Here is a 25880-nt window from a genome sequence, read left to right as displayed (position 1 = left end):
CAGCTGTTTTAGTGCATTTTTCGCATATGGTCAAATCACACTAAAGTAGTTGCGCACCAATAAATGGCAAGTCAATTCAATAGAACAAATAGCACGCACAATTTCAGTGCACCAACAACAATTGCACCAAATTGATGCGCATATCAGCAATCATGCTCACCCTTTCGGATTCCCAGAAATCCATGGAACTGACTGAGAATATTCCCAGTCAATTAACGTGCACTTGATTTGCCTCACACTCAATGAAATTTCGAATTGAGTCAGATTGACTCTGATGCCGTGCCGGATTTATTGTGTTATCGGGCTCCAAATCCAGATTATTGCCGTAAATCAACATTGCCGGTATGATTACCCAATCCTAATGTCTATTCGGACACTCTGCATAAGTCAGACATGTCTGCGTTGCATCAATACACCGTCTAGTACATGTCGGACAATATCTCACTTCACTGCATCCGACAAAGCTCTGAATACACCACTTACAATTGAGTCAGAAATTTACTTACAGCAATTCAGCTAACAAAGCAGGTCGCTGACTCAACCGAAAAATGCTCTTACGGACATGTCTTTTCTGCTGAATCTGCTGCTGAAGTACCCTCGCATTTCAACAGCCACGATTTTTATTATTGCGCTGGGCGCAAACATTGTATGGGTTACAGAACTCGACCAGGCGGAAAAGTCTGAGCAGGCGGCAGCGCTTTCAGAAATCGCTATCATGCAATCGCATGCACTGGAAAGCCGTATTCGTGAAAATCTGGCGGTCAGCTATGCTGTTGCAGCACATATCAAAGAAAAGCATGGCGAAGCACAACAGTTCGAACAATTTGCAAATGCACTGATTCCGTTTTACCCCGGCGTTGCGGCTATCTATCTCGCACCGGGTGGCATTACCAGCGTCGTTATCCCAAAAGAGCGCGGCGATGTTGGACTTGGCCTCAATTTATTGACCAACCCAAAGCATGAAACAGAATCAAGGATTGCACTGAAAAGCGGGCAGTTGACACTTGCCGGGCCGCTGCCCCTGCTGGTTGGAAAAACAGGATTGATCGGGCGATTGCCGGTTTTTTTACCTTCCGAAGCGGGTGATGCTCGCTTTTGGGGGTTCATTTCGGTCGTGATTGAGATGGATAAACTGATCGCCAGCACAGAAGTACCCTTACTTAGTCAACGGGGTTATGAGTATCAGATCTGGCGACGACAGCCTCATGATGGCGAAGTGCAGGTCATCCATCGCAGCGAAGGTTACGGCGGCAACCCTGCAGTCAGCCATCGGTTCTCTTTGCCTAACACTGAGTGGTATTTTGACCTGAAGCAGACAGGCAATTCCAATCCAATACTGCACCACGGGCGCTATCTTGTCGGATTTATTCTCAGCCTGATGCTGACGATCCTGATCCGCATGCTGGCGACTAACTGGGGACAAAAAAAGCAGTTGCACAACCTGGTGAAAGAACGCACCCGCGAACTGGCCGAAACAGAGCAGGATTTGAAACGTGCTCAGGCAATTTCACATACTGGCAACTGGAGTGCACCGTTGTCGGGTGCGTACTTTAAAGGTTCGGAGGAAGCTTTTCGTATTTGGAGACTGGATCCGGGAGCCTCAGTCAACAAAGAAACTTTGCTCAGTAAGGTGCATGTGGACGACAGATCCAAAGTGGCTGAGTGCTGGCAGAGAGCATGCGCTGGCGAAGCTGCGTCTGCTGAATATCGCTTAATGTTCGACGACGAAGTACGCTGGGTTCACTCCGAACTCACATATGAAATTCACTCTGCTGACGGCCCGCGACTAATTGGCACAACACAAGACATCACAAACCGTAAGCGTGTCGAAAATGACTTACGTATCGCAGCGATCGCATTTGAAGGCCAGGAAGGTATTGTGATTACAGATGAGCAGCGCCGCATCTTACGAATCAACCAGGCATTCACCCGTATAACAGGATATTCACGCGAAGAGGCTGTAGGTAAAACAACCAACTTGCTGAAATCCGGTATTCATGGCAGCAGCTTCTACAAAGACATGGCGGAGCAACTGGAATCCAAAGGTGTCTGGCAAGGTGAAATCTGGAACCGCAGAAAAAATGGCGAAATTTATCCTGAATGGCTGACAATTACCGCCATCCGTTCAGAATCAGGAGATGTCGTCAACTATGTCGGCACGATGCTCGACATTACCCAAAGAAAAGCCACCGAAGCCAAACTGGAACATCTGGCATTCCATGACCCGTTGACTGGCCTCGCAAACCGGCGTTTGTTACTCAATCGCTTGCAACATGCAATGGTCAGCAATACCCGCAGCAACCGCTTCGGCGCAATTCTATTCCTTGACCTAGATAATTTCAAAACAATTAATGACACCAGCGGACATGGCAAGGGTGATCTGATCTTACAGCACGTTGCTAAAAGATTGCAGGCAAGAACAGGCAAAGGCGACACACTGGCACGCATTGGCGGAGATGAATTTGCGCTGATAATTGAAGACCTCAGCGATCAGATACGTGACTCGGTGATCGAAGTAAAATCAATTGCCAATCAGATTCTGGAAGAAATAAAAAAACCATTCAGTATCGAAGGGCAGCATTTCCATACGACAGCAAGCCTCGGCATCGAGCTGTTCGGAGCAAGCCACACATCTGCAGAAGAATTACTCAGGCAGGTCGAAGTTGCGATGTACGAAGCAAAATCTGCAGGCGGCGACAATGCCTGCTTCTTTGACCCCGCGATGCTGAACATTATTGCAGCACGTGCCGAAATGGAGGCAGATCTTCGAAACGGTTTGCGCCAGCATGAATTCAGACTGTTTTACCAGCCACAAGTTAACAGCACTGGCAAATGGCTTGGTGCTGAAGCTCTGCTGCGCTGGCAACATCCGCAAAAAGGGATGGTGTCCCCTGCTGAATTTATTCCACTTGCGGAAGAAACCGGCCTGATTGTACCAATCGGAAAATGGGTACTGCATCAGGCATGCGCACAACTGGCTCTGTGGCAGGCAGATCCGGCATATGCATCCATGACCATGTCAGTGAACGTCAGCGCAAAACAATTCCGTCAGGATGATTTTGTCGATACCGTGCTTGAAGCGGTCACGCAACACCATGTTCAGCCGGGCAGCCTGAAACTGGAGCTCACTGAAAGTCTACTGCTGGACAATATTGAACAAACCATTACCCGGATGCACATCCTGCGTTCCTATGGCATTTGCTTCTCACTGGATGACTTCGGAACTGGCTACTCCTCCCTGACTTATCTGAAACGTTTGCCGCTGGAACAATTAAAGATTGACCAGTCTTTTGTGCGCGACATTCTGGTCAGCCCAAGTGATGCCGCGATTGTGCGGACCATTGTCGGTCTTGGTAAAAGCCTGGGTCTGTCCGTTATCGCAGAAGGTGTCGAGCAGGAATCTCAGCGCAGCTTTTTACAAACGCTGGATTGTCATGCTTATCAGGGATATTTGTTTGGCAAACCATCTGCTACACTCAGCCTGCCACAACGCGGAAACAGTAACGCAGAATTGCATGCCTGATGCCTGAAAAGGCTGTACCAGCGATACGTTTCCTGACTTAACTGTGCTATTTTTCGCCGAATCTCCAGATGGAAACGAATATGTCCGCTCAGCAAATTTTAAGCCGTGCAGCAGCACGTGCAACTGACCAGCAGTTACCTTATGCAGGTGCCGTTACACCTGAAGAAGCATGGAATTTATTACAACTTGATCCTGCCGTGATACTGATTGATGTCCGTACACAGGCTGAACGCGACTGGGTCGGTAAAGTCAGTCTCCCGGAGAATCAGCACGCTGCTGTGCAGTGGAATTTGTACCCGGGCGGAACGCCGAATCCGGATTTTCTGACGCAACTGAACAGTATCGTTCCGGACAAAGATTGCCGGATAGTGTTTTTGTGCCGCTCCGGCGTACGCTCACGCCATGCAGCAAAAGCTGCAACGGAAGCTGGCTATACGCAGTGTTTTGATATTCTGGAAGGTTTTGAAGGCGATAAGAATACTGCCGGTCACCGTAAATCAGTCGGTGGATGGTGCTTCCGTCAATTACCCTGGATGGGTGCATAAGGAAGTTTGATGTAAAAGCTGCGCAACAGCTCTTCCTTTTTTCACCATCCTTTGCTATAGTCTTGGTCTTCGCTGAACGCGAAAGAATGTCTGGAGAGGTGGATGAGTGGTTTAAGTCACACGCCTGGAAAGCGTGCGTAGGTTAATCCCTACCGGGGGTTCGAATCCCCCCTTCTCCGCCAGAATAAAAAAAGCCCGCCGTGAAAACAGCGGGCTTTTTGTTTTATCTTCCCGTACTTCTGATCACCACATCCTTCGAACAGATTAACGCCTGTTTATCTGCTCAGTCTGCATTACATCCTTGATTTTTTACGCCCTGTCGCATTCCCGTTGAGCGCCCCTTACGGGCGCATTATTCTGTACTCATGCACACGGGATGCTGACAACAAAGACACTTCACAAGGAGAACATCATGCGTATTCAAAAAACTGCCGCGATTGCCATACTGACACTACTGCTGATTGCAGGTCTTGCCTGGCAATTTTCGCCGGATGCACATGTCGTGGTGAATGATCATGAAATCGGCGGTCTGTTCGGAATTTCCTTACTGGCTGGCGGACTCGGAATCGGTGTACTGGCCACTGTTTTTGCGCTGGCTTGCACCGGTCTGGTAATCGCTGGCGTATCTGCGCTGATGGTCGTGGTTGCAGGCCTGGTCGTTGCATCACTGTTTATTTCCTTATTGCCACTGGCACTGCCCTTCCTTCTGCTTGCCGGGATCGTTTATCTGATTGCACGCCCATCCCGCCGTACAGCGTAAGCATGACTCCCCCCTGCATTGAACGTTGCTGACGTACAATGCAGGGCATTAAGGAGTCGCATCACATGAAATCCCCAGAGATTCGCAAAGAACTTTCAGAATTAACGCTGCATAAACGCGGCATCCGCCTGAACCTGCAATTACCGACGATAGAGTCCGAAGATGAAATCCGGCTTCGCAGTGTCGAAGAAGTTCATCAGCGCCTGCTGGCACTCGCCGGCATTTGTGTTTATCCGCAACACAACACTAACTCCGTACAATCGATTTTCAGCAAACAAGAACAGGCTTTGCTGAATGGCGATCTGGATGAACAAAGTGCACAGGCACTGCAACAAAACGCACGCCATGCACTGTGTTTTCTGATGTGGGCAGCCGGACTGGAAAGCAAAGCCGGCATGCCGGATCAGCACAGTGGACAGCCGGATCTCGAAAAAATTGCAACGGCCAGCGATAACAGGATATTGCGTCTGCGAAGCAAAACGGAATTACTGGACTGGGCCGACTTACTCTACCGTTTCCACTGGGCTGTACGCCATGCACATCTGCAAAACAGACCTGTCCCTGGCCGGCTGGATGCCGTCGCCGTCGAGGCCTGGCATCGCGTTGCCAACTGGCTGATTTGCTACGAAGACGAAGTCGACTGGGACCTGGTCAGCACAGAAACTGCCGGCTGATCATGTGCGTCAATTACACGCCCAGCAACCGCAACACACTGGAAAAGCATTTCGCTGTCAACACAGAAGGTTTGCCGGAATGGAAGCCGGAAGTCTGGCAGGACTACGCTGCCCCTGTCATCAAACCTGACCACACTGGCGAGCGTGAAGTGGTGCTCGCCGGATTCGGGCTGATTGCAAGGTCAGAATTTCCACCGGGGCGCAAACCATTCAGTACGATGAATGCACGCGCAGAAACAATTGCCACCTTACCCAGCTTTTCAAAACACTGGCAGCGGCAGCAACGCTGCCTGGTTCCTATGCAGTATTTCTGCGAACCCTGCTATGAAAACGGGCGGGCGCAACGCTGGAAAATCGGAACCACGAATGGTAAGGATTTTGCGGTCGCCGGACTCTACCGAAGCCGACGAAATCCGGACGGCAGCATCGTACACAGCTTCACTCAAATCACGGTGAATGCAGATCAGCATCCTCTGATGTCACGCTTTCATCCTCCGGGTGATGAAAAACGCTCACTGGTCGTTATTCCGGCAACAGACTACGATACATGGCTGAATCATCCCGACCCGCAGTTAGCTGCCGCAATGCTGCGATTACCGGATGCGGAATTGCTGCAGGCAGAGCCTGTCGATAAGACACCGGAACCGCAACTCAGTTTATTCTGAAGACAACCAGCCCGCAGAAACCGCCATGCGGACTGAGATGAATATCTGCCTTAACTTTCTGACAGTTTCGCAAACCATTGTTACTTTCACGAAATTAATTGCCTTAAAGCAATTTACCCGACTTTTACTTCCGCTGTGTGCGGACTACAATGACGAAAGAACCGGAAACACTCAGGAAATCATCATGAAACGCCGTTTATTTCGCCCAGCTTTACTGATAGGCAGCCTGCTCATCGCAGGCACAGGATTGCACATTGCTCACGCAAACGTCTTTGAAAATGCAGTCAGCGCCTACGAAAATGAAGAATATGCCGAAGCAATTGAATCTTTCCGCGAAGCTGCGGAAGACGGAAATGCGGATGCCCAATTCAATCTGGGCCTGATGTACCTGAAAGGTGAAGGCGTGGATGAAGACTACGCGCAGGCGCTTGAATGGTTCACCAAATCTGCCGAACAGGGCAACGTCCGCGCCGAAACCAATCTGGCGCGTATGTACGCCAAAGGCAAGGGCGTCACACCGGATTACGGTACTGCGGTCATTTGGTTCAGGAAAGCTGCTGATCAGGGCTATCCGGACGCGCAATACAGCCTCGGTGTTCTGTATGTCACCGGCAATGCCGTTCCGCTCAATTACAAACAGGCGCAGGATCTGTTCCAGAAAGCCGCAGATCAGGGCAATGCCAGCGCCCAGTATCAACTGGGGCTGATGTATTTCAAGGGTAAAGGCATAAAGCCCGATCTGGTTGAAGGCTATAAATGGATGGTGCTGGCCGGTGAATACGATGATGCCGCTGTATACCGCGAATACGCTGAAAAGCAGTTAAGTGAAGAGCAGATCGAAAAAGCGAAGGCGCTGGCGGAAGAATGGCAATCGGAGTTCGATGCCAGCGCACAGCAAACCTGACCCCCTCCTTCCGCTGCACAGCAACCCGCCCTTCAGGCGGGTTGTTTCATTTCAGACAAACAGAGCCGTGCAAGCGGTAACCCGATGCCCGGCCTGCGCCGGATTTATGCAATTCACATGCAAAATGCGGACTCCGGCACAGAAAAAGCGACTTTTTCACGGACGTCCGCGAATTTGCTCGCTGAGCGGGCAGGTGTTTTTTGAGGCCATGCGGAGTTCTGCACAGCCCCCCTCCGCTCCCCGCAACAAATCTGCCATTGCACTTTGCACCGATTCATTTGTGCATTCATAGCACAGTATGCGTGCCCTTACCCGCACCGATGTTCAACGCACACCGCTAGCTGCGGGCGCTCAAATCCCGATCAGTACGTGCGTTCAAAAAACACTGTAAAAAAACCACTAAATGATGCGCCCTCAAAGTTGCCAGGCACATAAAGTGCAACAAAATTTTCGGGTAGCATTTTGCGGCGAATGTCACAGAAAAACCCGCCGCTTGCAACAATTGTCATTTTTCAAATATTAAAGAAATAAATGATGCACAGTCGCCGCTTCAGATCCCGCAACACCCTGAAAATAAGTCGCTGCAAATGACAAACCGGGTGTCACAATTATTACGTTTACTTAAATTCGCTCAATCAATGTTGCAATCAAATTATCTTGTTTCCCTAAAGTTGGAGCCGGGAACTCACCCACATTCAACCAAGGAGATTTCGATGCAAGAATTGAAAATTGACGAATTAGAACAAATTCACGGTGGCGACGGCGTTATGACCGTATCGGGCGTGCTGGTCGGCATTGCTGCCGGTGCGCTAGTCATCGGCACTGGCGGCGGCATTCTGGTTGGCGCTGTGCTGGGTGGTGCAATCTGGGGCGGAGGTTCGGCAATTCTGGAATACAGGGGAAAAAGCGGCACACCAGGGCAACCCTGAACCTGTTAATTGAAACTTATCTGGCAAGACAGTCTGTATATATTACGGATTGTCTTGCAGCCTACCGATGCAGAAAATGGAAAACCCAATCTATACGCGATTAAGCATGGCAGCAATGTGGCTGGGTGTACTTTTTGTGATACCAAATAAGTGCTGGCAAATTGCTGATCACGAACCCATGATCGCTGATTACCTGGAGCTCGTGTTCTACATTTATGTCAGCATCGGCAATTACATTCTTGGCTACAGGCTTTACTCTCCGCCCGACTGGTCAAGGTACCTGATTCCTCAAAAATGGATTACTGAATGGCGTTACTTATCTGAAACCCATCCGGATCAGACTCGGGACAACCATCGCAAACTTCGCCTGCTGATCGCCGGCACAGCCATCATGACTATTTTGCTGTTAGCGGTTGTGCATGAAAAGCTCTGATATCAATGGATGTTTCTTTTTTATCGTTGGCGCAGTTGATTGAAATATGAAATTCATCAACCTGCGTAAATACCCAAAAGAAGCGTTTTCTACCTCTCAGAAAATTCAGAATGAATCGGCCAGTATTGCTGACCAGATCAACACCGAGGCCGATCTGAATGAGGCATACAAATCTATCGAAAAAATCAGCTTCCGAATGGATTTGTACATCCCGCCGGTTTTGCTGGCGCTCTGGATCTGGCTGGCATTTCCGAATCTCGAAGCCTGGCCATATTTGCTACCCACACTCAATCATTTTTTCAGCCACCCTCCGGCAATATTTGGCGGGCCGGGTTTACTACAATTCACTCTGCAAGCGCTGTTTTCATGCCTTCTGGCAATATTCTTTATCTTTCCGATTGTTGCTGCGCATGAATTACTGCATTTACTCGCGCTGCCGCACAAAATTTTCCACCCGCAAACAAAGCTACTTTACTGGTTCAAAAAAACCGGACCGCAATTTGCCATCAAGGTCGGTGGCAGTGTTACGCGCGAGCAATGGATCTGGATCAGCCTGTTCCCGCTGCTCATACTGAGCGTACTGCCCTTCGTATTACTGGTATGCGGTGTGCGACTGGATCTGACATTTGGTGCCGTCGCAGCAGCAAATGCGGGACTATCGTCACTGGATATACTGAAAAGTTACGCGCAATGGAAATATCGTCAGCGCGGAGAACGTATTCATATCAGTGACTGAATACACGCTCGCCTGCCACGGCAATGAGTTCAGGCCGGAAAATATGCAATTCACATGCAAAATGCGGACTCCGGCACAGAAAAAGCTACTTTTTCACGGACGTCCGCGAATTTACTGGCTGAGCGGGCAGGTGTTTTTTGAGGCCATGCGGAGTTCTGCACAGGTACAGCGGCTGGCAGGCGCTGCTGGCCTGCCATTTGTCGTGGCGTAACTTCTGTTTGAGAGCGGGGATCAGTCCTGCAGACGGCGTAATGCATCCCACAATGGCTGACAGGCATCGGCGACACGGTTGATGCTGGCTTCACGTAAAGCTGCCAGATCCAGCATTTGCGGTGCTTCCAGCCCCGCCCATGCCAGAATGGCCTGACAAGCCTGGGGATGATCGAATAAGCCATGCAGATAGGTTCCCATGACTTGCTGATCGGCGGATACCGCACCATCCGGCACACCGTCCAGCATCAGCGCAGCAGCGCAGTCCGGCGCGCGTTCTGAAACGCCCATATGGATTTCATAGCCCTCTGCAGCTGCCTGCGTACCGAACAGCGTATGTCCCTGCACGCGGCGCAATTGCTTGTGCTGCTCCAGTCTTGTGCTGACCGGCAGCAAGCCGAATCCGGCCAGCGTCTGACCGGCACTGCCTTCCACACCGAAAGGATCGCTGATTTGCTGTCCGAGCATCTGAAACCCACCGCAAATGCCGATGACTTTGCCGCCGTAACGCAAATGCTTATGCAGCGCGGCTTCCCAGCCCTGCTCGCGCAGAAATGCCAGATCAGCCATCGTATTTTTGCTGCCGGGCAGGACGATCAGATCAGCAGGCGGAATTGCCTGCCCCGGCCCGACCAGATGCAAATCCACATCCGGATGGGCGCGCAGCACATCAAAATCGGTGTGATTAGAAATACGCGGGATCACCGGCACCACGATACGGAAACGGCCTTTGCCTTCCTGCTGTGTCAGCACCGCATCTTCTGCATCCAGCTGTAAGCCGTGCAGATAAGGCAGCACCGCCAGTACCGGCTTACCGGTTTTCTGTTCCAGCCACTCCAGCCCCGGCTCCAGCAAGCGGATATCGCCGCGAAAACGGTTAATCACAAAGCCGACAATGCGCTGTTGCTCGCTTTCCGACAAGCAAGCCAGCGTGCCGACGAAGTGCGCAAACACGCCACCGCGATCAATATCAGCAACCAGAATCACCGGACAATCTACCGCTTCGGCAAAACCCATGTTCGCGATATCGCGTTCACGCAGATTCACTTCGGCCGGACTGCCGGCACCTTCCACCATCACCAGTGCGTACTGATCGCGCAGCCGCTGATACGATTCCAGTACGGCAGACATCGCTATCGTTTTGTACTGATGATAGTCACGCGCATTCATATCGGCGCGCACTTTGCCATGTACCACGACTTGCGCACCGGTATCGCTGGAAGGTTTCAGCAATACCGGATTCATATCGGTATGCGGCTCCAGTCCGGCAGCCTGCGCCTGCAAGGCCTGCGCACGGCCTATCTCGCCGCCATCGACAGTAACGGCGCTGTTCAGCGCCATATTTTGCGGTTTCATCGGCACGACACGGATACCGTCGCGCTGTGCCAGACGGCAAAGCGCTGCGACCACCGTACTTTTTCCGGCGTCCGATGTTGTGCCCTGCACCATCAGCGTATGAAACTGCATCCTGATTTCCTTTTATTTCTGTGTGTCTGCCATGCTGAAGTGCTTACTGCTGTTGCTGCCAGCCCGAAATCAGCACTTGCAATTGCAATAAACCGTGCTGGATTGCGGCGGGTCCCGGCGACAGAATATCCGGCGATTTGATTTCAAATACCTGCCCGTGCTGTACCGCCGGAATCTGCGCCCAGCCCTCGCGCTGCATCAGTTGATCCGGCTGAAATTTCTTACCGCACCAGGAACCGATGATGATGTCTGGCGCACGCCGCACCACTTCCAGCGGATCGGCAATAATGCGTTCGCGACCGGAATAACAGTTTGCCAGTTCAGGGAAAATATCATCACCACCGGCAATGCGTATCAGTTCCGATACCCAGCCTATGCCGGACATCAGCGGCTCATTCCACTCTTCAAAGTACACACGCGGACGACGTGTCCATTGCTGACTTTGCGCCTTTACCGCCTGTACCGTCTGCTGCAGTGTAACCGTCAGTTGCGCTGCCTCGGCAACGCGCTCAGTCAGCAAACCCACTGTTGCAATCATCTTGTAGATGCCATCAACGCTGTGCTGATTGAAGCAATGCACTTCCACACCGGCGCTGATTAATTCTTTGCACAAATCAGCCTGCATATTCGAATACGCCAGCACCAGATCCGGCTTCACCGCCAGAATGCGTTCCAGCTTCGCCGAAGAAAATCCGCTGATTTTGACTTTTTCATCTCTGGCGCGGGCCGGACGCACGGTATAGCCGGAAATACCGGCGATCAGATCTTCTGCGCCGATGGCGTACATGACTTCGACGGCTTCTGTGCTCAGACAGGCGATACGCTGATACTGCGACATCGTGCTTACCTTTTTCTTAATGTAAATATTTATTTTGATGCAGGACGTTTCTGGCGTACCTGATCCAGTGCTTCACAGACTTGCTTCGCACCTTCGATAATGCGCGGCCCCGGACGATTCATTAAATCGCCATCCAGTGCAATCAGATTGCCGGCACGTACCGCATGCAGCGTCGTGAACGGTTTCCACAATTCAAACTGACTGTCTTTATGACGCATTTCACCGGTCAGTATCAGTTCAGGGTTTTCTTTAACCACCGCTTCGATATTCACTACCGGCGCTGCCGCTTCCAGTGAAGCAAATACATTCTGCGCACCGCAATGGCGGAATACATCATTAATAATGTGCTTACCGTTCAGCGTATACAAAGGTTTGTTCCAGACCTGATAAAACGTCCGCACCACCGGCCTTTGCGCATATTTTTGCTGCAGCTGGCTGATCTGTTGCTGAAACTCTTTCGCTGCCGGTTCGGCACGCGCTTCGCTGCCGGTCAGTTGCCCCAGCTTACGCAGCGCCAGTGGAATATCGTCCAGCTTATGCGGTTCACTGAAGAAAAACGGTACGCCTGCCTGCCGCAGCTTATCCAGCTGACGGTCAAAACTGCCATGCATCCAGACCACCACCAGATCCGGCTTCATCGCAATGACACGCTCCAGATCAATCTGGCGCAAATCACCGATACGCGGAATTTGTTTGGCGGCTTCCGGAAAGTCACTGTATTTCACCGTCGCGACGATTTTGTCGCCGGCACCGGCGGCAAACAGTAATTCCGTCACATGCGGCGACAAACTCACCACGCGTTGCGCTGGACGCGCCAGCGTCAGCGTCTGGCCCAGATCGTCGGTGACGGAAATATTGCCAGCAGCGACGGCAACGGTGTTCAGCGTACCCAGTGCCAGTAAAGCGGTGGTTACGAATACTTTTTTCATCATGATTCCTGTGGTTTCCATTGTTGGCAGGCTTGTTCGAATCGTTGCCAGTCAGCTTCTGACGCAGGTAAGCCAAAGCGTAATCCGTGCGCACTCCATGCCGAGGCATCAAAGCGCCTGACCCAGACACCCTGATGCGCAAAATGCTCCCACAAGGCATCGGTTTGTTGATGCAAATGCTGGTGACTGCACCACTGAAATAAATCCGTGCCCTGACTGAGCCAGCCGCTCGCTGCCAGTACGTTTCGTAAACGCTGACCTTGCTGACGCAAAACATGCCGGTTTTTCTGCTGCCATGCGATGTCGCTGAGCGCCTGCTGTGCAATAGTTTGCGCAGGACCACTGACGGCCCACGGCCCCAGCCAGGCACTGAGCTGCGCCAGCAAATTTGCAGATGCGCCGGCAAAACCAAGCCGCAATCCCGCCAGTCCGAAAAATTTACCCACCGAGCGCAACACCCATAAACCGGGCAAGTCACTGTGGGAGGAGATACTGAGTTCCGGTACGGTGTCGCCGAATGCTTCGTCCACGATCAGCCAGCCGCCGCGTGCAGCCAGTTGTTCACGCCAGGCTAACAGCGTAGCGGGCGCAATGGTTTCGCCTGTCGGATTATTCGGATTGACCACCACCATTACATCGACGTGCGGCAGATGCTGCTCCAGTTCCGTATAGCTTGCGCGTATCACATCATGTCCCGCCTGCTGCCATTGCCATGCGTGCTCCGCATAGGAAGGGCCGCACACACAAACCCGGCTGTGCGGGCGCAAGCGTGGCAGAGCCTGAATCGCGGCCTGAGTGCCGGCAACCGCTACGCAGGCCGGAAAGCCGTAATACGCGGCTGCAGCCTGTTCCAGTTCTTTCGATATTTCCGGCAAACGATGCCAGGCCATATCCGGCAAAGCCGGTACCGGATAATGCGCAGGATTGATGCCGGTAGATAAATCCACCCACTGTTCACGCGGACGGCCGTAATAAGCCACCGCATCATTCAGATTGCCGCCATGTTCAGGCATTTCCTATTCCCTTCCAGATCAGCGAAATACTCAGTAACACGGCAATCCACAGCCATGTCGTGCGCCAGACCAGTTGCCAGGCGCGCTGAATATCTGACGGTATCGCAGCCCGCCCCTCACCCAGCGGCGGACGGACTTCATCCACACCGTCGTAGCGTGCGCTGCGGCCAAGCGCAATTGCCAGCGCACCGGCACCGCTGGACATGACCGGCCCGGCATTCGGGCTCGGCCAGCCCGGCGCCTGCGTGCGCCAGCACTGCCATGCGAGTTTGCTGTTACCCAGCAAGGCATAACTGATTGCCGTTAAACGAGCGGGAACAAAATTCAGGACATCATCGATCCGCGCGGCAGCCCAGCCAAACTGCAGAAACCGGGTATTTTTATAACCCCACATCGCATCAAGGGTATTGGACAAGCGATACAGCACCGCACCGGGGCCACCGGCGAGTGCAAACCAGAACAGCGTGCCGAACACCGCATCACAACCATTTTCCAGCACCGATTCCACACTGGCTTTGGCCAGATACGACGCATCGCCGTGTTCCGTATCGCGGCTGACGATGTATGAGGTTAAGCGTCTCGCCTGCGGCAAATCACCCTGTTCTAACGCAGTCTGGATCGGCAAATTGTGTTCGCGCAGACTGCGCAAACCGATGCAGGCGTACAACAACACACAATGCAGTGCTGCTGCCAGCCAGACGCTGAAATATGCCGCCAGCACAATCAGTGCCTGACTCAGCATCACCAGCGGCAATACCGCCAGCATCCATGCCAGTACGCCTTCAGCTTTACCGGCAACTGCATGATTACTTTTCTGCTCTATCCATCCGGCAAGACGCCCAAAGCCAACCAGCGGATGCCAGCGCCGTGGTTCGCCCAGCGCCAGATCCAGCAGAACGCCTCCCAGCACCAAAGTACCGGTACTGATCAGCCAGATCATTGGCTCACTCCCGGTTTCAGTGACAAGGGCAAACCGGCAACCACCAGTGTGACTTGTTGCGCGACTTTTGCGACGGCCTGATTCAGACGTCCGGCTTCATCCGCATACCAGCGCGTCACCGCACCCATAGGAATAATGCCCAGCCCGACTTCATTCGACACCAGTGTGACATCGGCGCTGCTGACAGCAAGTTGCTGCAGTAAGGCAGCACGCTGTTCGGCCACCATTGCCGGCGGCGTGATCAGTCCGGTTTCCGGAAAATCCTGATCACCGGAAAACAGTAAGTTCGACAACCATACCGTCAGGCAATCGACCAGTATCCAGTACTGCGCCTGATCCCATTGCTGCAATGCTGCAGCAAGTTGCAAAGGACTTTCCACTGTCACCCAGTGCGCAGGACGCTGTTGCCGGTGTAATGCCACACGGCGCTGCATTTCTGCATCATTACCGGCACTGGTGGCGATATAAATAATCTGCTGACCGGCTGCCTCGGCCTGCGCAGCCAGTTGCTCGGCATACGCACTTTTTCCGGAACGAGCACCACCTGTGATCAGATGGACTGTCACAGTGCTTCCCCGAGAAACAAAGCTGCAGCAGCGCGCGGACAGGACGGAAAGTACGCATGGAAATAACTGGCGCGCAGAGAAGCTTGCTGATATACCGCCTCGCCGGTTTTCTGGTCGCGGTGACGCACGGTATGCAACACAGCATCCATTGCCGTTTCTAAACGGGAATAATGAAAACTGTGCCCGCGTAATTCACCAAACGCCGTCGTCAGAAAATGCGGCCCCAGCGCGGCAAGCTTTTCCTGCATCACGGCAGTGCCTTGCAATACAGCAGCCATGTGATGCGTCACGCCAGCCTGATCCTGCAAGGCATCCGTCAGGGCCATCATGCCGCCACATTCCGCCCACACAGGTTTTCCGGCTGCCACGGCATCACTTACCGAAGCCAGCCAGACTGCATTTTCGGCAAGCACCGCAGCATGCAGTTCCGGATATCCGCCGGGCAAATACACCGCATCCGCACTGGCTGGCACCGCCTCATTTGCCAGCGGCGAAAAATAGCTCAATTGCGCCCCGAGTTGCTGCAGGCAATTCAGATTGGCCGGATACAGGAATGCAAACGCATCATCACGCGCCACTGCAATCGTCTTACCCTGCAGCAATGGCGGAACAGGTTCGGTTGCGACATCTGCAAATTCTGCTTCCGGCATGGCATCCATCACCGCCAGATCAAGCGCTAATGCATCCGCCATCTGATCTAACAGCGCATCCAGATGTTCGACTTCATCCGGCAACACCAGGCCCAGATGGCGTTCCGGCAGACTGAGTTTCTGGCGAATCAGGTAGCCAGCCAGCGGAATATCACGCATGGCTTCTTTTGCCATCGCAGCATGTCCTTCCGATGCAACCCGGTTCGCGATGACGCCAGCCAGACGTACGGGACCAAAATCGCGTAAGCCCATCGCGACTGCACCGACTGTTTGCGCCATCGCCGATGCATCCAGCACGGCCAGTACCGGTACGTCAAAAAAACGTGCCAGATCAGCAGAGGAAGGATTGCCGTCGTACAAGCCCATCACGCCTTCAATCAGAATAAAATCTGCTTCCTGCGCGGCCTGAGCCAGTTGCTGACGGCAAGCCTGCTCACCGGTCATCCACAAATCCAGCGAATACACAGCATGTCCGCTGGCGGCCTGCAGAATACGCGGATCAATAAAATCAGGACCTGTTTTAAAGACCCGCACAGTGCGTCCGCTCTGACGCAGTTTACGCGCCAGTGCCGCAGTCACGGTGGTTTTACCCTGACCGGATGCGACTGCAGACACCATCAGCACACGGGCGCGGCTTACCATTCCACACCTGCCTGCGCTGCAATGCCTTCTTTAAATGCATGTTTAATGACCTGCATTTCCGTCACCGTGTCTGCAATCTCGATCAGTTCCGGTGGTGCTCCACGCCCAGTCACCGCCACATGCTGCATTTCCGGACGGCCATCCAGATCCGCAATCACTTGCTGCAAATCCAGATACTGGTACTTCAGAGCGATATTCAGTTCATCCAGCACGACCAGACCGATCTCAGGATCCGTCAGAAAACGCTTTGCCTGCTCCCATGCCAGTGCCGCTTTCTCCATGTCGCGCTCGCGATTCTGGGTTTCCCAGGTATAGCCTTCTCCCATCGCATGGAACTGCACTTCATCCGGAAAGCGGCGCAGGAATTTTTCTTCGCCGGTCGACATTGCACCTTTAATGAATTGCACCACACCGACTTTCATACCATGCCCCAGCGCACGCATGACCATGCCAAACGCGCTGGAGCTTTTGCCTTTACCGTTTCCGGTATGCACTAACAACACGCCGGTCAGTCGTTGCGCCTGCTGAATTTTTTCATCGACGATTGCTTTTTTGCGTGCCATACGGCGCTGATGACGGGTCTGAATATCGTCTGCTGCCACTTCCGGTGTCGCTGCCGCGTTTTGTTCTTGCATCATTATTCTCTTCAGAAAATCAGGCAGGCAAAGCCTGCGGGATGAAAACGGTTAATCCTTCATGCGGAATCGCGCTGACAGGATGTCCGAGACAAGTGCTGAGCAAATCAGCGCGTAATACTTCATCAGCCGGGCCGGCAATCCAGCTGCCATCGCCCATCAGCAGCAATGCGTGAGTTGCCACACGGGCAGCCAGATTCAGATCATGGCTGACCATCAGCACACCCTTCTGCTGCTCTTTACATAAACGGGCCAGCAAAGACATCGCGCTGACCTGATGCGCCAGATCCAGTGCATTGGCCGGTTCATCCAGCAGCAACCAGCGCGCATCCTGCGCCAGCAAGGCCGCAATCGCCACACGCTGTCGCTCGCCGCCGGACAAACTGCGCACATCACGTTCCGCCAGCGCAGCGACATCCATTGCGGCCAGCGCCTGCATGGCCTGTTGAACATCGCTGTCCTGATCCCAGTAATGCGCATCGTGATACGGATGACGTGCACTGAGTACTGTATCCAGCGTGGTGTAACCGAATGCATCGGTGCGGCTCTGTGCCAGATACGCACGACGCGATGCCAGCTCGCGTAAAGACCAGTCCTGTAAGCGCTTGCCTTCCAGCAAAACATCACCGGTTTTAATGTCACGGATGCCGGCAAGCGTTTTCAGCAGCGTCGATTTACCTGCACCATTGCGTCCGATCAGGCACCAGCATTCGCCGGGATGCATTTCGAGATTTAAATTGCGTATTAATTCACGCTTCGGCGTGTGTACGCTTAAATGGCGGATCTGCATCAGCGTTTCCTTAACTGGTGTAACTGGATCAGGAATACCGGCACACCAATCAGCGCGGTAATCACACCAACCGGCAACTGCTGAGGCGCGACGACGGTACGCGCAATGGTATCCGCCATCACAATGAAACTGCCGCCAGCCAGCATAGATGCAGGAATCAATAAACGGTGATCCGGCCCCAGGGCAAAACGGCAGGCATGCGGCATGATCAGACCGACAAAGCCCACGCTGCCAGCATTCGATACAGCACTGGCAGTCAGCAGGGCTGCGCCTAAAAACAATAATTGACGCAGACGCCCGATATTCACGCCCAGCGTTGCCGCATGGTCAGCATGCATGGCGGCCAGATTAATAGCGCGCGCATTTTTCATGACCAGCACCGCAATGCTGATCAGAATCAGCCAGCTGCTGATGCCGGGTTTGACGTTGGATAAATCGCCTATCATCCAGAACACCATGCTGCGCAGGCGGCTGTCAGGTGCAATCGATAAGATCAGGGTAATGATGGCGCCGCAACCGGAGGCAATAATCACGCCGGTCAGCAACAGTAATTGCGCACTGCCATCGCTGCTGCCGTGACCTTTGAAATCACGGTAAGCGAGGCCAAACAAAATCAGGGCAACGGCGACTGCACCACCAAACGCGGCAACATCCACCATCCACATACTGCCGTATAACAAAATCATGCTCAGTGCGCCTACCGAGGCACCGCCGGAAATCCCCAGTACATAAGGATCGGCGAGCGGGTTACGCAATAAGGCTTGCATTAAGACGCCCGACAGAGCGAGCGTAGCACCGGTCAGAAAACCACCTGCGGCGCGCTGTATACGCAATTCCAGCAGTGTTCCGGCCAGTGTAGAAGGCTGCCCTTGCCATAATTCCGGCAAGGCATGCCATAAATCCTGCACCGGCAAGGGAACCGAGCCGGTGACGCAGGCGAACAGCAGACTCAGTATCGTCAGCAAAGCCAGCGCAGGTAAAGCAATACCTCCGCGCCAGCTGCGCATGGTGGCGGGTTGCGCCAGTCGTTGTTTGATGAATCCGGACATCTGCTCTTCCTGCGATTTTTATGACGTTCAGGCCCCGCAACGCAGAGCCTGAAATTAACGATTAATACCCGTACTGCACGCCAATAAACAGGCTGGAACCGGTTACGTTGTAGTTCTTCGCTGTTTCATAATCCTTGTTCAGGGCATTGTTCCAGCGCGCCAGAACACGGGTGTCCTTGTTAAGCTGAACGCTGGTGTACAGATTCAGCAAACTGTAACCACCGAGGGCATTTTTATTCGCCACGTCATCGTAACGACGACCGGAGAATACAGTTTCAACACCGGCTTTCCAGTTACCTTCGGTCCAGTCTGCAGACAGCGTACCGTGACGTTTTGCACGACGTGCCAGTTGCAGGCCGGTGGTATCGTCTTTCGGATCCTGGAAATCTGCGCTGGCTTTAATACCCAGTTGACCAAATTTCGTTGCGCCGGACAAAGTCAGACCCGAAATCGTGGCCTGATTAACGTTATATGCACAACCATATTTATTGGTTACAGGATCAACCGGACAGACTTTTGCCGTTACCAGCAAATCAGTCGCGCGGTTACGGAAATACACTGCGCTCAGTTCCAGATCGCCTCGCTGATACACAGCGCCAATCTCGGCATTTTTTGATTTTTCCGGACGGTTAGTCGCGATGCCATAACCCGGGTAATACAGTTCGTTAAAGGTCGGTGCGCGGAAGCTGGTGCCGTAACTGGCGTTCAGACGCAGCCCCTCGGCGAAACGGTAACCGTAAGCCAGATTACCGGTCGTGTTATTGCCATATACCGAGCTGCGGTCGTAACGGACTGCTGCGCTGGCCAGATGTGCATCCTGTTTCCACAGATAAGAACCAGCCAGCGAGTCGGTACGGCGTTTGCCGTTAATCGCTTTTGTCGTAGTCAGTACATTTTCTTCGCGACGCTCTGCGATCAGTTGCGCACTGTCTTTACCAAGCTGGAACTGGTTTTGCAAAGTGATGAAGTCCTGACGAGTATCGATCTGGCTCTTGCCATACGATGCGTCGGTATAGGTCTGATCACGCGATTGCGACAGCTGCAAATGCGTATTCCAGATGTCATTGACACGCATTTTTCCGAACACAGAAATCATTTCCTGATTCTGCACATTGCGGTCATCGTAAGACGGGCCGGAATCAAACTGCGCATTCAGGCGGCTGGTCATAAACTGCGCGCCGACTTCTGCCTGCTTGCCAAATTCGTAATTGGCACTGGCGCTGAAGCTATCCAGTTTGTAGCCATCTTTATCTGCGTTGTAGCTGTACGGACCTGCGCCCGGACGGGTAACAGAAAAACCTTCAGCTTCCTGATGCCCGGCTTTGATCGAAAAGCTCAGTTCTTTGTTGACTGAACCTGATACGCCGCCGTTCAGTTCGCGCGTGCCGTAACTGCCGATACCTGCAGACACCACAGAGCGTACCGCGCCTTTTTGTTTTTTCGTGAAAATCTGAATCACGCCGCCCACTGCATCGGCACCATACATACTGGACAACGGGCCATAGACAATTTCAATATGATCGATCTGATCCAGCGGCAGCGTTGCCCAGCTGGCACCACCGGTTGTTGACGACCCGACGCGTACACCATCCACCAGCACGACGTTTTGTACACTGTTGCTGCCACGGATAAAGACCGAAGTATTCGAGCCGGCACCGCCGTTACGGGCGATTTCGATACCGTGTTGTTGTTGCAGTAAATCGGCAACCGATACCGCGCCGGAGTTAGCAATATCTTCCGCGCTGATCACATTGATATCTGCCAGCACATCAGCAGGTGCCTGTGCCTGACGGGCAGCAGTCACAACAACAGCAGCGGCTTCCGGAACAGGATTAGCGGCAGCAAAGGCGGAAGAAACAGGAAATGCAGCAGCGAGCGCCGCGGCCAGAGCGATAGGTGTGAATTGAAATGTCATGATAACTGGAAAGTAAACCTCGGCCTGCAGCATCCCCGCTGCGTGCCTGAAACACTGATACGCTGGACGGGAAGACTGACTGAACCGGGTTCAGGGCGTGACCGCACCGGAGACGATGCGCACCGCAGTCTACGAAATCCCCCGTTCGTATCACTTCTGGGTTGTCTGGCCGGTATCCGGGCTGACAGATATCACCGGTGAGCCTTCCCATGTTGAAACAACACAGTGGCATGTGACCGGCTGGCAGCAATTGCTGCAATCTGTACACCGTTGCGGGGGCAGCACAGTTTTGCCTTAGCGGCATCCTGTTTCCCGTTTAACCGCGTTGACGAAAGTCTCCGCGAGCACCAAAACCCCGCCATTGTATAGACAGTGACGGTGTGCAGCAACCGATTATAAGTTTGATAAATAAGCTTACCCGGGTTTTCTTGCCGGGCGACAAGAATCAGGCAATTTGCTTATCAGCTTTGGCCATCCAGGCCCGCACCAGTTCAGCGTGTAATTCAGACATAGCACTGAGCTGAATACCGGCACGGTAAGCACCTTCACTGAGAATCACGTGACGAATTTCCCCGGTGCAGCTGACGCGGTGAATGGAGCGGGGATCGTTAATGCCGGGGATCTCTATCATCATCGGATAGCTGCGTCCCTTATGCAGCATTTCATCACTGACCAGCGCCAGCCCTTCAATCGAAATATTCTGAGCACGGCACAAAAGCAAACGTCCGTCAGGCAGGCGGATGCCACAACGCCAGCTGACCCAGATACGCGGGTTGCGCCTTTGTTCGACCATGAATACCTCCGGAACGAGGATTATTGTTGTTGACCCGGGAACGCTCAGGACAGGCTGATGCAAAACGATGAGACTGAACCGTAGGCCGGTGCAACGCTGGTTTGCGCGGCAATTGCGGTGGCTTCCGGCGCATCATGCTGCCATACCGACAACAAGCGTATCACACCTGCATGCGTGATCAGCAAAACCGGTTCGCCGGACGGCGGTAATTCAGTTAAAAATGTTTTCAGGCGTTGCACAATCATCATCAGGCTTTCTTTCCCACCCGGACGATAGTGCACAGGATCGGCGGCCCAGGCATCCAGCCCCGCGCGCGGAACCGTATCCCAGGCGCACATTTCCCAGTCACCGAAATCCCATTCTCTGAGGCGCGGATCAGTCTGAAAACCGGGGTTGATCTGCACCGCCAGCGAAGCGCAGCGCCGTAAAGGGCTGCTGAACACCGGCCAGTTTTCTTCCCTCGCCTGCGCCAGCAAAGCAGCGTGCTGCGTCAGTACTGCATCGTTAGCACCGGGCACCAGCGCCAGATCGGTATTGCCGTAACACAAGCCGGCAGCTACATCCGGCACACCGTGGCGGATTGCAAATACATGCCGTTGCTGTTGTGATGCAGCTACTGTCATGCGCCCGCGACAACCGGACTGGCCAGCAGGCCGAGGTAAAACGCGACTTCAGTGACTTGCTGTACCGCACCAAGGCAATCACCGGTGAAACCGCCAATCTTACGCATAAACATTCTGGCCATGATGAAGGTGGCAAACACCATCAGCAACACTGCAGGCAACAGACGATCCAGCAATAAGGGTTGCCACAGTATCAGCAATCCGGCAGGAGCAATCACGGTTAAGCAGGCAATGCCGAATTCATTCGAACTCATACGTTCTGCCAGCGGCTTGGCCTTGCCTTCCTCCCGCGCATAGCGCATCAGAAAAATCAGACTGCAGGACATCAGTCGCGACAAAGGATGAGCCAGCAGTAAAGCAGGAACCGCCAGCACCAGCGGCGTGCTGAACAACAGTGCAAACTTCGTGGTCAGCATCAGGAAAATACCGATCGCACCGTAAGCACCGATGCGGGAATCTTTCATGATTTCCAGCACCCGCTGTGGCGTATAGCCACCACCGAAGCCATCGCAGACATCGGCAAAACCATCTTCATGGAAAGCGCCGGTCAGCAGAATGGTGGCAATCATGGACAGCAGAATCGCAATCACATTCACCCACCATTGCGCGGCAAAGCTGTACACGCCGGCAGCCACTGCGCCGACCAGCCAGCCAACCGCCGGAAAATAACGTGAACTTTGCTGCAGCCAGGCCGGTTGAAATCCTACCCATGCCGGTACCGGCACACGGGTAAAAAATTGCATCGCAATCAGAAACAAACGCAGCTGATGCAGCAGGTAACCGGCCATCTGACTCATACAGAACTCTTTTCGCTGACTTGTGCAGAACTGAATGTCGCCATCTCATTCAGGAAAGCGACAGCAGACTGCACCAGTGGCAATACCAGCGCTGCGCCCGTACCTTCGCCCAGACGCAACCCAAGCGACAACACAGGCTTCACGCCCAGCGCCTGCAACATGCGGGCATGTCCGCTTTCATCGGAGCAATGCGCAAATACGCAGTAATCCAGAATTGCCGGTGCCATACGCGCAGCCACCAGCAGTGCCGATGTCACGATGAAACCATCGATCAGTAATATGCGGCGCTGTGCCGCTGCTTCCAGCATCGCACCGACCATGGTGGCAATTTCAAAACCACCGTAGGTTGCCAGCACCGCAGCCGGATCATGCTGCGGGCCGTGTAAAGCCACGGCGCGGCGAATCACTTCTGCTTTATGTGCAATACCATCCGGCAGCAAGCCAGTACCGGCACCGACACATTGCTCCACCGGAATACCGGTCAGTACATGCATCAGCGCTGCCGCAGCGGTCGTATTGCCGATACCCATTTCGCCGAAACCGACAATATTGCCCGCGGTGGCACGCAAGGCTGCGCGGCCATTGTCAATTGCCTGCGCACAGGTCTCCGCAGTCATTGCCGCTTGCTGCGCAAAATTCGCAGTACCGTTTCCGGCTTTCATCGACAACAAACCTTCACGCGGGCCGAAATCATGGTTCACACCGGCGTCGATAATGTGCAATCCAATCTGATGCAGACGTGCAAACACATTAATGGCTGCACCACCGGCCAGAAAATTTTCCACCATTTGCCAGGTCACATCCTGCGGATAGGCAGAAACACCTTCAGCCACTACGCCGTGATCACCGGCAAAAATCAGAATCGCCGGTTGCGTCAGGCGTGGCGTGACACTTTCCTGTATCAGACCAATCTGCAGCGCCAGCGCCTCCAGTTGACCAAGACTACCGATAGGCTTGGTTTTGTCATTGATAGCGGCCTGCAGTTTGCCTGCCAGTGATTTGTTTTGCGTGGAAGCGATCATTGCATTCTCTTTACGATGTCGTTTAACCGGAAAAACCGGTCATGGATTCTGTATGTTGCTCAGTAATCTCAGTAATAAAACCGGTTAACCAGAATCACAGCCCAGGTTCCGATGGCGATCAGCAGGGTCAGCAGCACTGCTGCACTGCCATAATCTTTGGCGTTTTTGGATAAAGGATTGCGCTCCAGCGATACGCGGTCGACCACGGCTTCAATCGCGGAATTCAGCAATTCGACCACCAGCACTTGCAGCAATACCGCAATCATCAGCAATTTCTGATATGAAGACAACGGCAGCGCCAGCGCGATGATGATACCGACGACGACCAGCACCAGTTCCTGCCGGAATGCGTGTTCGGTGCGGCAAGCGGTGCGAATGCCGTCTATCGAGTAAAAAAAAGCTGAAAATATACGGCGTAAGCCGCTTTTACTCTTAAATTCGCTGACAGGTTGTTGCTGTTCACTCATAAAATTTCCTATCGTTATCCGGATCACGGTGTTGCTTCAAAGGCAGCACACAGCGTGCGCATTCTAAACCACATCTGCAGCACAGTTTGCAGTTTGCTGCAAAACAGGCGACCGAATCTGAAGCCGTGCTCGGGCAGATTTTGCAACAAAACGCGGAGAAACCCGCACGAACTTTTCACATTGTGATATAAAACAATTATTGCACTGCATCAGAGTTCCCATGAATAACGACGCTACACCCCAGGAAAAAACCTCGATTCAGGTGATCGAGCGTATGGTCTCGCTGCTGGATGTTCTGGCACGCCACCACGATCCGGTCAGTCTGAAACAACTGGCACAGGAAACCAGCCTGCATCCGTCCACCGCCCACCGCATTCTGAATGATCTGGTCGCCACCCGTTTTGTTGACCGCGCCGAAGCCGGTTATTACCAGTTGGGTATGCGTTTGCTGGAACTGGGCAATATCGTCAAAAGCCGTCTGGATGTGCGTGAAGTGGCACTGGAATTCATGCGTACCCTGCACCGCCAGACCAATCAGACTGTGAATTTGTCGGTACGTCAGGGCGATGAAATTGTGTATATCGACCGCGCTTACTCTGAGCGTTCCGGCATGCAGGTGGTACGCGCCATCGGTGGCCGCGCCCCCTTGCATCTGACTTCCACCGGCAAACTGTTTTTATCGGTCGATGAGCCACGTGCGATTCGCGCATATGCAACCCGCACCGGACTGGCTGGTCACAACAAAAATTCGATCACCGATCTGAATAAGCTGGAGCGCGAACTGTCCGAAGTGCGCAGCAAAGGCATCGCCCGCGACAATGAAGAGCTGGAACTGGGTGTGCGCTGTATGGCGGCCGGTATTTATGATGATTCCGGCAAGCTGATTGCCGGTTTATCGATTTCCGCACCGGCAGACCGTCTGCAGGAAGACTGGCTGGCCAATCTGACGGAAACCGCACGTCAGATCTCTTTATCGCTCGGTCATCAGCCAAAAGAAGCAAGCTGATTATCCTCAGGCACTGGTACGTCCGGTGCCTCACAAGGCGGCGTGTGAGATGCACTCCGCTCTGATCTCCCCCCTCATTTTCTGATTCAACGCCGGTCTGATCCGGCTGAACGGATGACACATTGTGCAGAAAACCGCATTTGCTTATCTGCAAGCGCCAGACTTTCTGCCGACGACCGTGATGGTGCTGTGCTCAACACCGCATTTCGCCCTTTTTTGGTGCATTTCTCTGTCCCCTAATGCCATTTGCACGAAGTGCAGTGTGTGTATCCGGCCACACCACCTTGCGCAACATCACCCCAGCATCACGGAATTTGTTATTTAATGAAAAACGCAGTTTCCCGGTTCTGATCTTTTGC

General features: G+C 53.2%; 26 protein-coding genes, 1 tRNA gene and 1 riboswitch. Of the genes, 11 read left to right on the top strand and 16 right to left on the bottom strand.

The genetic code is table 11. The features are described 5' to 3' along the window. Positions 1 to 562 precede the first annotated feature (562 nt). The 10 genes from KDM89_RS12305 (at position 563) to KDM89_RS12260 (ending at position 9169) form a co-directional block, all read left to right on the top strand. A complete protein-coding gene (locus tag KDM89_RS12305) occupies positions 563 to 3523 on the top strand; it encodes an EAL domain-containing protein (protein WP_212688223.1) in 2961 nt (986 codons plus the stop codon). A gap of 80 nt (positions 3524 to 3603) precedes the next feature. Beyond that, positions 3604 to 4068 (top strand): rhodanese-like domain-containing protein, encoded by a 465-nt coding sequence (locus tag KDM89_RS12300; RefSeq protein WP_212688222.1) that lies wholly within the window; start codon positions 3604 to 3606, stop codon positions 4066 to 4068. A gap of 92 nt (positions 4069 to 4160) precedes the next feature. Next, positions 4161 to 4250 (top strand) — tRNA-Ser (locus tag KDM89_RS12295). A 230-nt stretch (positions 4251 to 4480) separates the two neighbouring features. Continuing rightward, positions 4481 to 4828 (top strand): hypothetical protein, encoded by a 348-nt coding sequence (locus tag KDM89_RS12290; RefSeq protein ID WP_212688221.1) that lies wholly within the window; start codon positions 4481 to 4483, stop codon positions 4826 to 4828. 65 nt (positions 4829 to 4893) lie between these two features. Then, on the top strand, positions 4894 to 5502 hold the full coding sequence (locus tag KDM89_RS12285) for a DUF4272 domain-containing protein (RefSeq protein ID WP_212688220.1): 609 nt from the start codon (positions 4894 to 4896) through the stop codon (positions 5500 to 5502). A 2-nt stretch (positions 5503 to 5504) separates the two neighbouring features. Then, positions 5505 to 6167 (top strand): SOS response-associated peptidase, encoded by a 663-nt coding sequence (locus KDM89_RS12280; protein WP_212688219.1) that lies wholly within the window; start codon positions 5505 to 5507, stop codon positions 6165 to 6167. 184 nt (positions 6168 to 6351) lie between these two features. Further along, a complete protein-coding gene (locus KDM89_RS12275; protein WP_212688218.1) occupies positions 6352 to 7071 on the top strand; it encodes a tetratricopeptide repeat protein in 720 nt (239 codons plus the stop codon). 713 nt (positions 7072 to 7784) lie between these two features. Further along, positions 7785 to 8000, top strand: coding sequence for a hypothetical protein (locus tag KDM89_RS12270; protein ID WP_212688217.1), 216 nt, complete (start codon positions 7785 to 7787; stop codon positions 7998 to 8000). A gap of 76 nt (positions 8001 to 8076) precedes the next feature. After that, positions 8077 to 8433 (top strand): hypothetical protein, encoded by a 357-nt coding sequence (locus tag KDM89_RS12265; RefSeq protein ID WP_212688216.1) that lies wholly within the window; start codon positions 8077 to 8079, stop codon positions 8431 to 8433. Between the two features lie 46 nt (positions 8434 to 8479). Next, complete coding sequence (locus KDM89_RS12260; protein WP_212688215.1) at positions 8480 to 9169, top strand: DUF3267 domain-containing protein; 690 nt, start codon at positions 8480 to 8482, stop codon at positions 9167 to 9169. Between the two features lie 231 nt (positions 9170 to 9400). On the opposite strand, the gene KDM89_RS12255 is transcribed toward KDM89_RS12260, so the two are convergent. The 16 genes from KDM89_RS12255 to KDM89_RS12180 form a co-directional block, all read right to left on the bottom strand. Then, on the bottom strand, positions 9401 to 10846 hold the full coding sequence (locus KDM89_RS12255) for a cobyric acid synthase (protein WP_230427829.1): 1446 nt from the start codon (positions 10844 to 10846) through the stop codon (positions 9401 to 9403). A 43-nt stretch (positions 10847 to 10889) separates the two neighbouring features. After that, entirely contained in the window at positions 10890 to 11684 is a 795-nt protein-coding gene (locus tag KDM89_RS12250) for an ABC transporter substrate-binding protein (RefSeq protein WP_212688214.1), read from the bottom strand. Positions 11685 to 11713: 29 nt separating this feature from the next. Next, complete coding sequence (locus tag KDM89_RS12245) at positions 11714 to 12616, bottom strand: cobalamin-binding protein (protein WP_329604661.1); 903 nt, start codon at positions 12614 to 12616, stop codon at positions 11714 to 11716. Next, positions 12613 to 13626: a threonine-phosphate decarboxylase CobD gene (gene cobD / locus KDM89_RS12240; protein WP_212688213.1), complete on the bottom strand. Its 1014-nt coding sequence runs from the start codon at positions 13624 to 13626 to the stop codon at positions 12613 to 12615. The genes KDM89_RS12245 and cobD overlap by 4 nt, the downstream gene beginning before the upstream one ends. Next, positions 13619 to 14566 carry an adenosylcobinamide-phosphate synthase CbiB gene (gene cbiB, locus KDM89_RS12235; RefSeq protein WP_212688212.1) on the bottom strand — a complete coding sequence of 316 codons (948 nt, stop codon included), beginning with the start codon at positions 14564 to 14566 and terminating at the stop codon, positions 13619 to 13621. The genes cobD and cbiB overlap by 8 nt, the downstream gene beginning before the upstream one ends. Continuing rightward, entirely contained in the window at positions 14563 to 15132 is a 570-nt protein-coding gene (cobU, locus tag KDM89_RS12230) for a bifunctional adenosylcobinamide kinase/adenosylcobinamide-phosphate guanylyltransferase (protein WP_212688211.1), read from the bottom strand. Before cobU ends, cbiB begins: the two co-directional genes overlap by 4 nt. Further along, positions 15129 to 16424 carry a cobyrinate a,c-diamide synthase gene (locus tag KDM89_RS12225; protein ID WP_212688210.1) on the bottom strand — a complete coding sequence of 432 codons (1296 nt, stop codon included), beginning with the start codon at positions 16422 to 16424 and terminating at the stop codon, positions 15129 to 15131. Before KDM89_RS12225 ends, cobU begins: the two co-directional genes overlap by 4 nt. Then, positions 16418 to 17062 carry a cob(I)yrinic acid a,c-diamide adenosyltransferase gene (gene cobO / locus KDM89_RS12220; protein ID WP_212688209.1) on the bottom strand — a complete coding sequence of 215 codons (645 nt, stop codon included), beginning with the start codon at positions 17060 to 17062 and terminating at the stop codon, positions 16418 to 16420. Before cobO ends, KDM89_RS12225 begins: the two co-directional genes overlap by 7 nt. A 16-nt stretch (positions 17063 to 17078) precedes the next feature. Then, on the bottom strand, positions 17079 to 17849 hold the full coding sequence (locus KDM89_RS12215) for an ABC transporter ATP-binding protein (protein WP_212688208.1): 771 nt from the start codon (positions 17847 to 17849) through the stop codon (positions 17079 to 17081). Next, the gene (locus KDM89_RS12210; RefSeq protein WP_438947517.1) at positions 17849 to 18898 is read right to left on the bottom strand and encodes a FecCD family ABC transporter permease; all 1050 of its coding nucleotides are present in this window, start codon (positions 18896 to 18898) and stop codon (positions 17849 to 17851) included. Before KDM89_RS12210 ends, KDM89_RS12215 begins: the two co-directional genes overlap by 1 nt. A gap of 61 nt (positions 18899 to 18959) precedes the next feature. Next, positions 18960 to 20813, bottom strand: a complete 1854-nt coding sequence (locus KDM89_RS12205; RefSeq protein WP_212688207.1) for a TonB-dependent receptor domain-containing protein — start codon at positions 20811 to 20813, stop codon at positions 18960 to 18962. Between the two features lie 150 nt (positions 20814 to 20963). Continuing rightward, a riboswitch (cobalamin riboswitch) is annotated at positions 20964 to 21180 on the bottom strand. A gap of 78 nt (positions 21181 to 21258) precedes the next feature. Next, entirely contained in the window at positions 21259 to 21606 is a 348-nt protein-coding gene (locus KDM89_RS12200) for a PilZ domain-containing protein (protein WP_212688206.1), read from the bottom strand. A 44-nt stretch (positions 21607 to 21650) separates the two neighbouring features. Beyond that, on the bottom strand, positions 21651 to 22229 hold the full coding sequence (locus KDM89_RS12195) for a histidine phosphatase family protein (RefSeq protein ID WP_212688205.1): 579 nt from the start codon (positions 22227 to 22229) through the stop codon (positions 21651 to 21653). Further along, positions 22226 to 23026, bottom strand: coding sequence for an adenosylcobinamide-GDP ribazoletransferase (locus KDM89_RS12190; protein WP_212688204.1), 801 nt, complete (start codon positions 23024 to 23026; stop codon positions 22226 to 22228). The genes KDM89_RS12195 and KDM89_RS12190 overlap by 4 nt, the downstream gene beginning before the upstream one ends. Beyond that, complete coding sequence (cobT, locus tag KDM89_RS12185; protein WP_212688203.1) at positions 23023 to 24048, bottom strand: nicotinate-nucleotide--dimethylbenzimidazole phosphoribosyltransferase; 1026 nt, start codon at positions 24046 to 24048, stop codon at positions 23023 to 23025. The genes KDM89_RS12190 and cobT overlap by 4 nt, the downstream gene beginning before the upstream one ends. A gap of 68 nt (positions 24049 to 24116) precedes the next feature. Continuing rightward, positions 24117 to 24515, bottom strand: coding sequence for a diacylglycerol kinase (locus KDM89_RS12180; protein WP_189357449.1), 399 nt, complete (start codon positions 24513 to 24515; stop codon positions 24117 to 24119). Between the two features lie 220 nt (positions 24516 to 24735). Here KDM89_RS12180 and KDM89_RS12175 point away from each other — a divergent pair, with 220 nt between their 5' ends. Next, positions 24736 to 25521, top strand: coding sequence for an IclR family transcriptional regulator (locus KDM89_RS12175; RefSeq protein WP_212688202.1), 786 nt, complete (start codon positions 24736 to 24738; stop codon positions 25519 to 25521). Positions 25522 to 25880: the final 359 nt, after the last annotated feature.

Origin of the sequence: Cognatundibacterium luofuense (genome assembly GCF_018139685.1) — a bacterium.
In the GTDB taxonomy this organism is placed as follows: Bacteria; Pseudomonadota; Gammaproteobacteria; order Burkholderiales; family Burkholderiaceae_D; genus Undibacterium; species Undibacterium luofuense.
This window is presented reverse-complemented; position numbering and strand designations above follow the sequence as displayed.

Excerpts from the sequence above, each read along its gene's own strand:
- KDM89_RS12305 (WP_212688223.1), top strand. The coding sequence starts at position 563 with ATGTCTTTTCTGCTGAATCTGCTGCTGAAGTACCCTCGCATTTCAACA.
- KDM89_RS12300 (WP_212688222.1), top strand. The coding sequence starts at position 3,604 with ATGTCCGCTCAGCAAATTTTAAGCCGTGCAGCAGCACGTGCAACTGAC.
- KDM89_RS12290 (WP_212688221.1), top strand. The coding sequence starts at position 4,481 with ATGCGTATTCAAAAAACTGCCGCGATTGCCATACTGACACTACTGCTG.
- KDM89_RS12285 (WP_212688220.1), top strand. The coding sequence starts at position 4,894 with ATGAAATCCCCAGAGATTCGCAAAGAACTTTCAGAATTAACGCTGCAT.
- KDM89_RS12280 (WP_212688219.1), top strand. The coding sequence starts at position 5,505 with ATGTGCGTCAATTACACGCCCAGCAACCGCAACACACTGGAAAAGCAT.
- KDM89_RS12275 (WP_212688218.1), top strand. The coding sequence starts at position 6,352 with ATGAAACGCCGTTTATTTCGCCCAGCTTTACTGATAGGCAGCCTGCTC.
- KDM89_RS12270 (WP_212688217.1), top strand. The coding sequence starts at position 7,785 with ATGCAAGAATTGAAAATTGACGAATTAGAACAAATTCACGGTGGCGAC.
- KDM89_RS12265 (WP_212688216.1), top strand. The coding sequence starts at position 8,077 with ATGGAAAACCCAATCTATACGCGATTAAGCATGGCAGCAATGTGGCTG.
- KDM89_RS12260 (WP_212688215.1), top strand. The coding sequence starts at position 8,480 with ATGAAATTCATCAACCTGCGTAAATACCCAAAAGAAGCGTTTTCTACC.
- KDM89_RS12255 (WP_230427829.1), bottom strand. The coding sequence starts at position 10,846 with ATGCAGTTTCATACGCTGATGGTGCAGGGCACAACATCGGACGCCGGA.
- KDM89_RS12250 (WP_212688214.1), bottom strand. The coding sequence starts at position 11,684 with ATGTCGCAGTATCAGCGTATCGCCTGTCTGAGCACAGAAGCCGTCGAA.
- KDM89_RS12245 (WP_329604661.1), bottom strand. The coding sequence starts at position 12,616 with ATGATGAAAAAAGTATTCGTAACCACCGCTTTACTGGCACTGGGTACG.
- cobD (WP_212688213.1), bottom strand. The coding sequence starts at position 13,626 with ATGCCTGAACATGGCGGCAATCTGAATGATGCGGTGGCTTATTACGGC.
- cbiB (WP_212688212.1), bottom strand. The coding sequence starts at position 14,566 with ATGATCTGGCTGATCAGTACCGGTACTTTGGTGCTGGGAGGCGTTCTG.
- KDM89_RS12225 (WP_212688210.1), bottom strand. The coding sequence starts at position 16,424 with ATGGTAAGCCGCGCCCGTGTGCTGATGGTGTCTGCAGTCGCATCCGGT.
- cobO (WP_212688209.1), bottom strand. The coding sequence starts at position 17,062 with ATGATGCAAGAACAAAACGCGGCAGCGACACCGGAAGTGGCAGCAGAC.
- KDM89_RS12215 (WP_212688208.1), bottom strand. The coding sequence starts at position 17,849 with ATGCAGATCCGCCATTTAAGCGTACACACGCCGAAGCGTGAATTAATA.
- KDM89_RS12210 (WP_438947517.1), bottom strand. The coding sequence starts at position 18,898 with ATGTCCGGATTCATCAAACAACGACTGGCGCAACCCGCCACCATGCGC.
- KDM89_RS12205 (WP_212688207.1), bottom strand. The coding sequence starts at position 20,813 with ATGACATTTCAATTCACACCTATCGCTCTGGCCGCGGCGCTCGCTGCT.
- KDM89_RS12200 (WP_212688206.1), bottom strand. The coding sequence starts at position 21,606 with ATGGTCGAACAAAGGCGCAACCCGCGTATCTGGGTCAGCTGGCGTTGT.
- KDM89_RS12195 (WP_212688205.1), bottom strand. The coding sequence starts at position 22,229 with ATGACAGTAGCTGCATCACAACAGCAACGGCATGTATTTGCAATCCGC.
- KDM89_RS12190 (WP_212688204.1), bottom strand. The coding sequence starts at position 23,026 with ATGAGTCAGATGGCCGGTTACCTGCTGCATCAGCTGCGTTTGTTTCTG.
- cobT (WP_212688203.1), bottom strand. The coding sequence starts at position 24,048 with ATGATCGCTTCCACGCAAAACAAATCACTGGCAGGCAAACTGCAGGCC.
- KDM89_RS12180 (WP_189357449.1), bottom strand. The coding sequence starts at position 24,515 with ATGAGTGAACAGCAACAACCTGTCAGCGAATTTAAGAGTAAAAGCGGC.
- KDM89_RS12175 (WP_212688202.1), top strand. The coding sequence starts at position 24,736 with ATGAATAACGACGCTACACCCCAGGAAAAAACCTCGATTCAGGTGATC.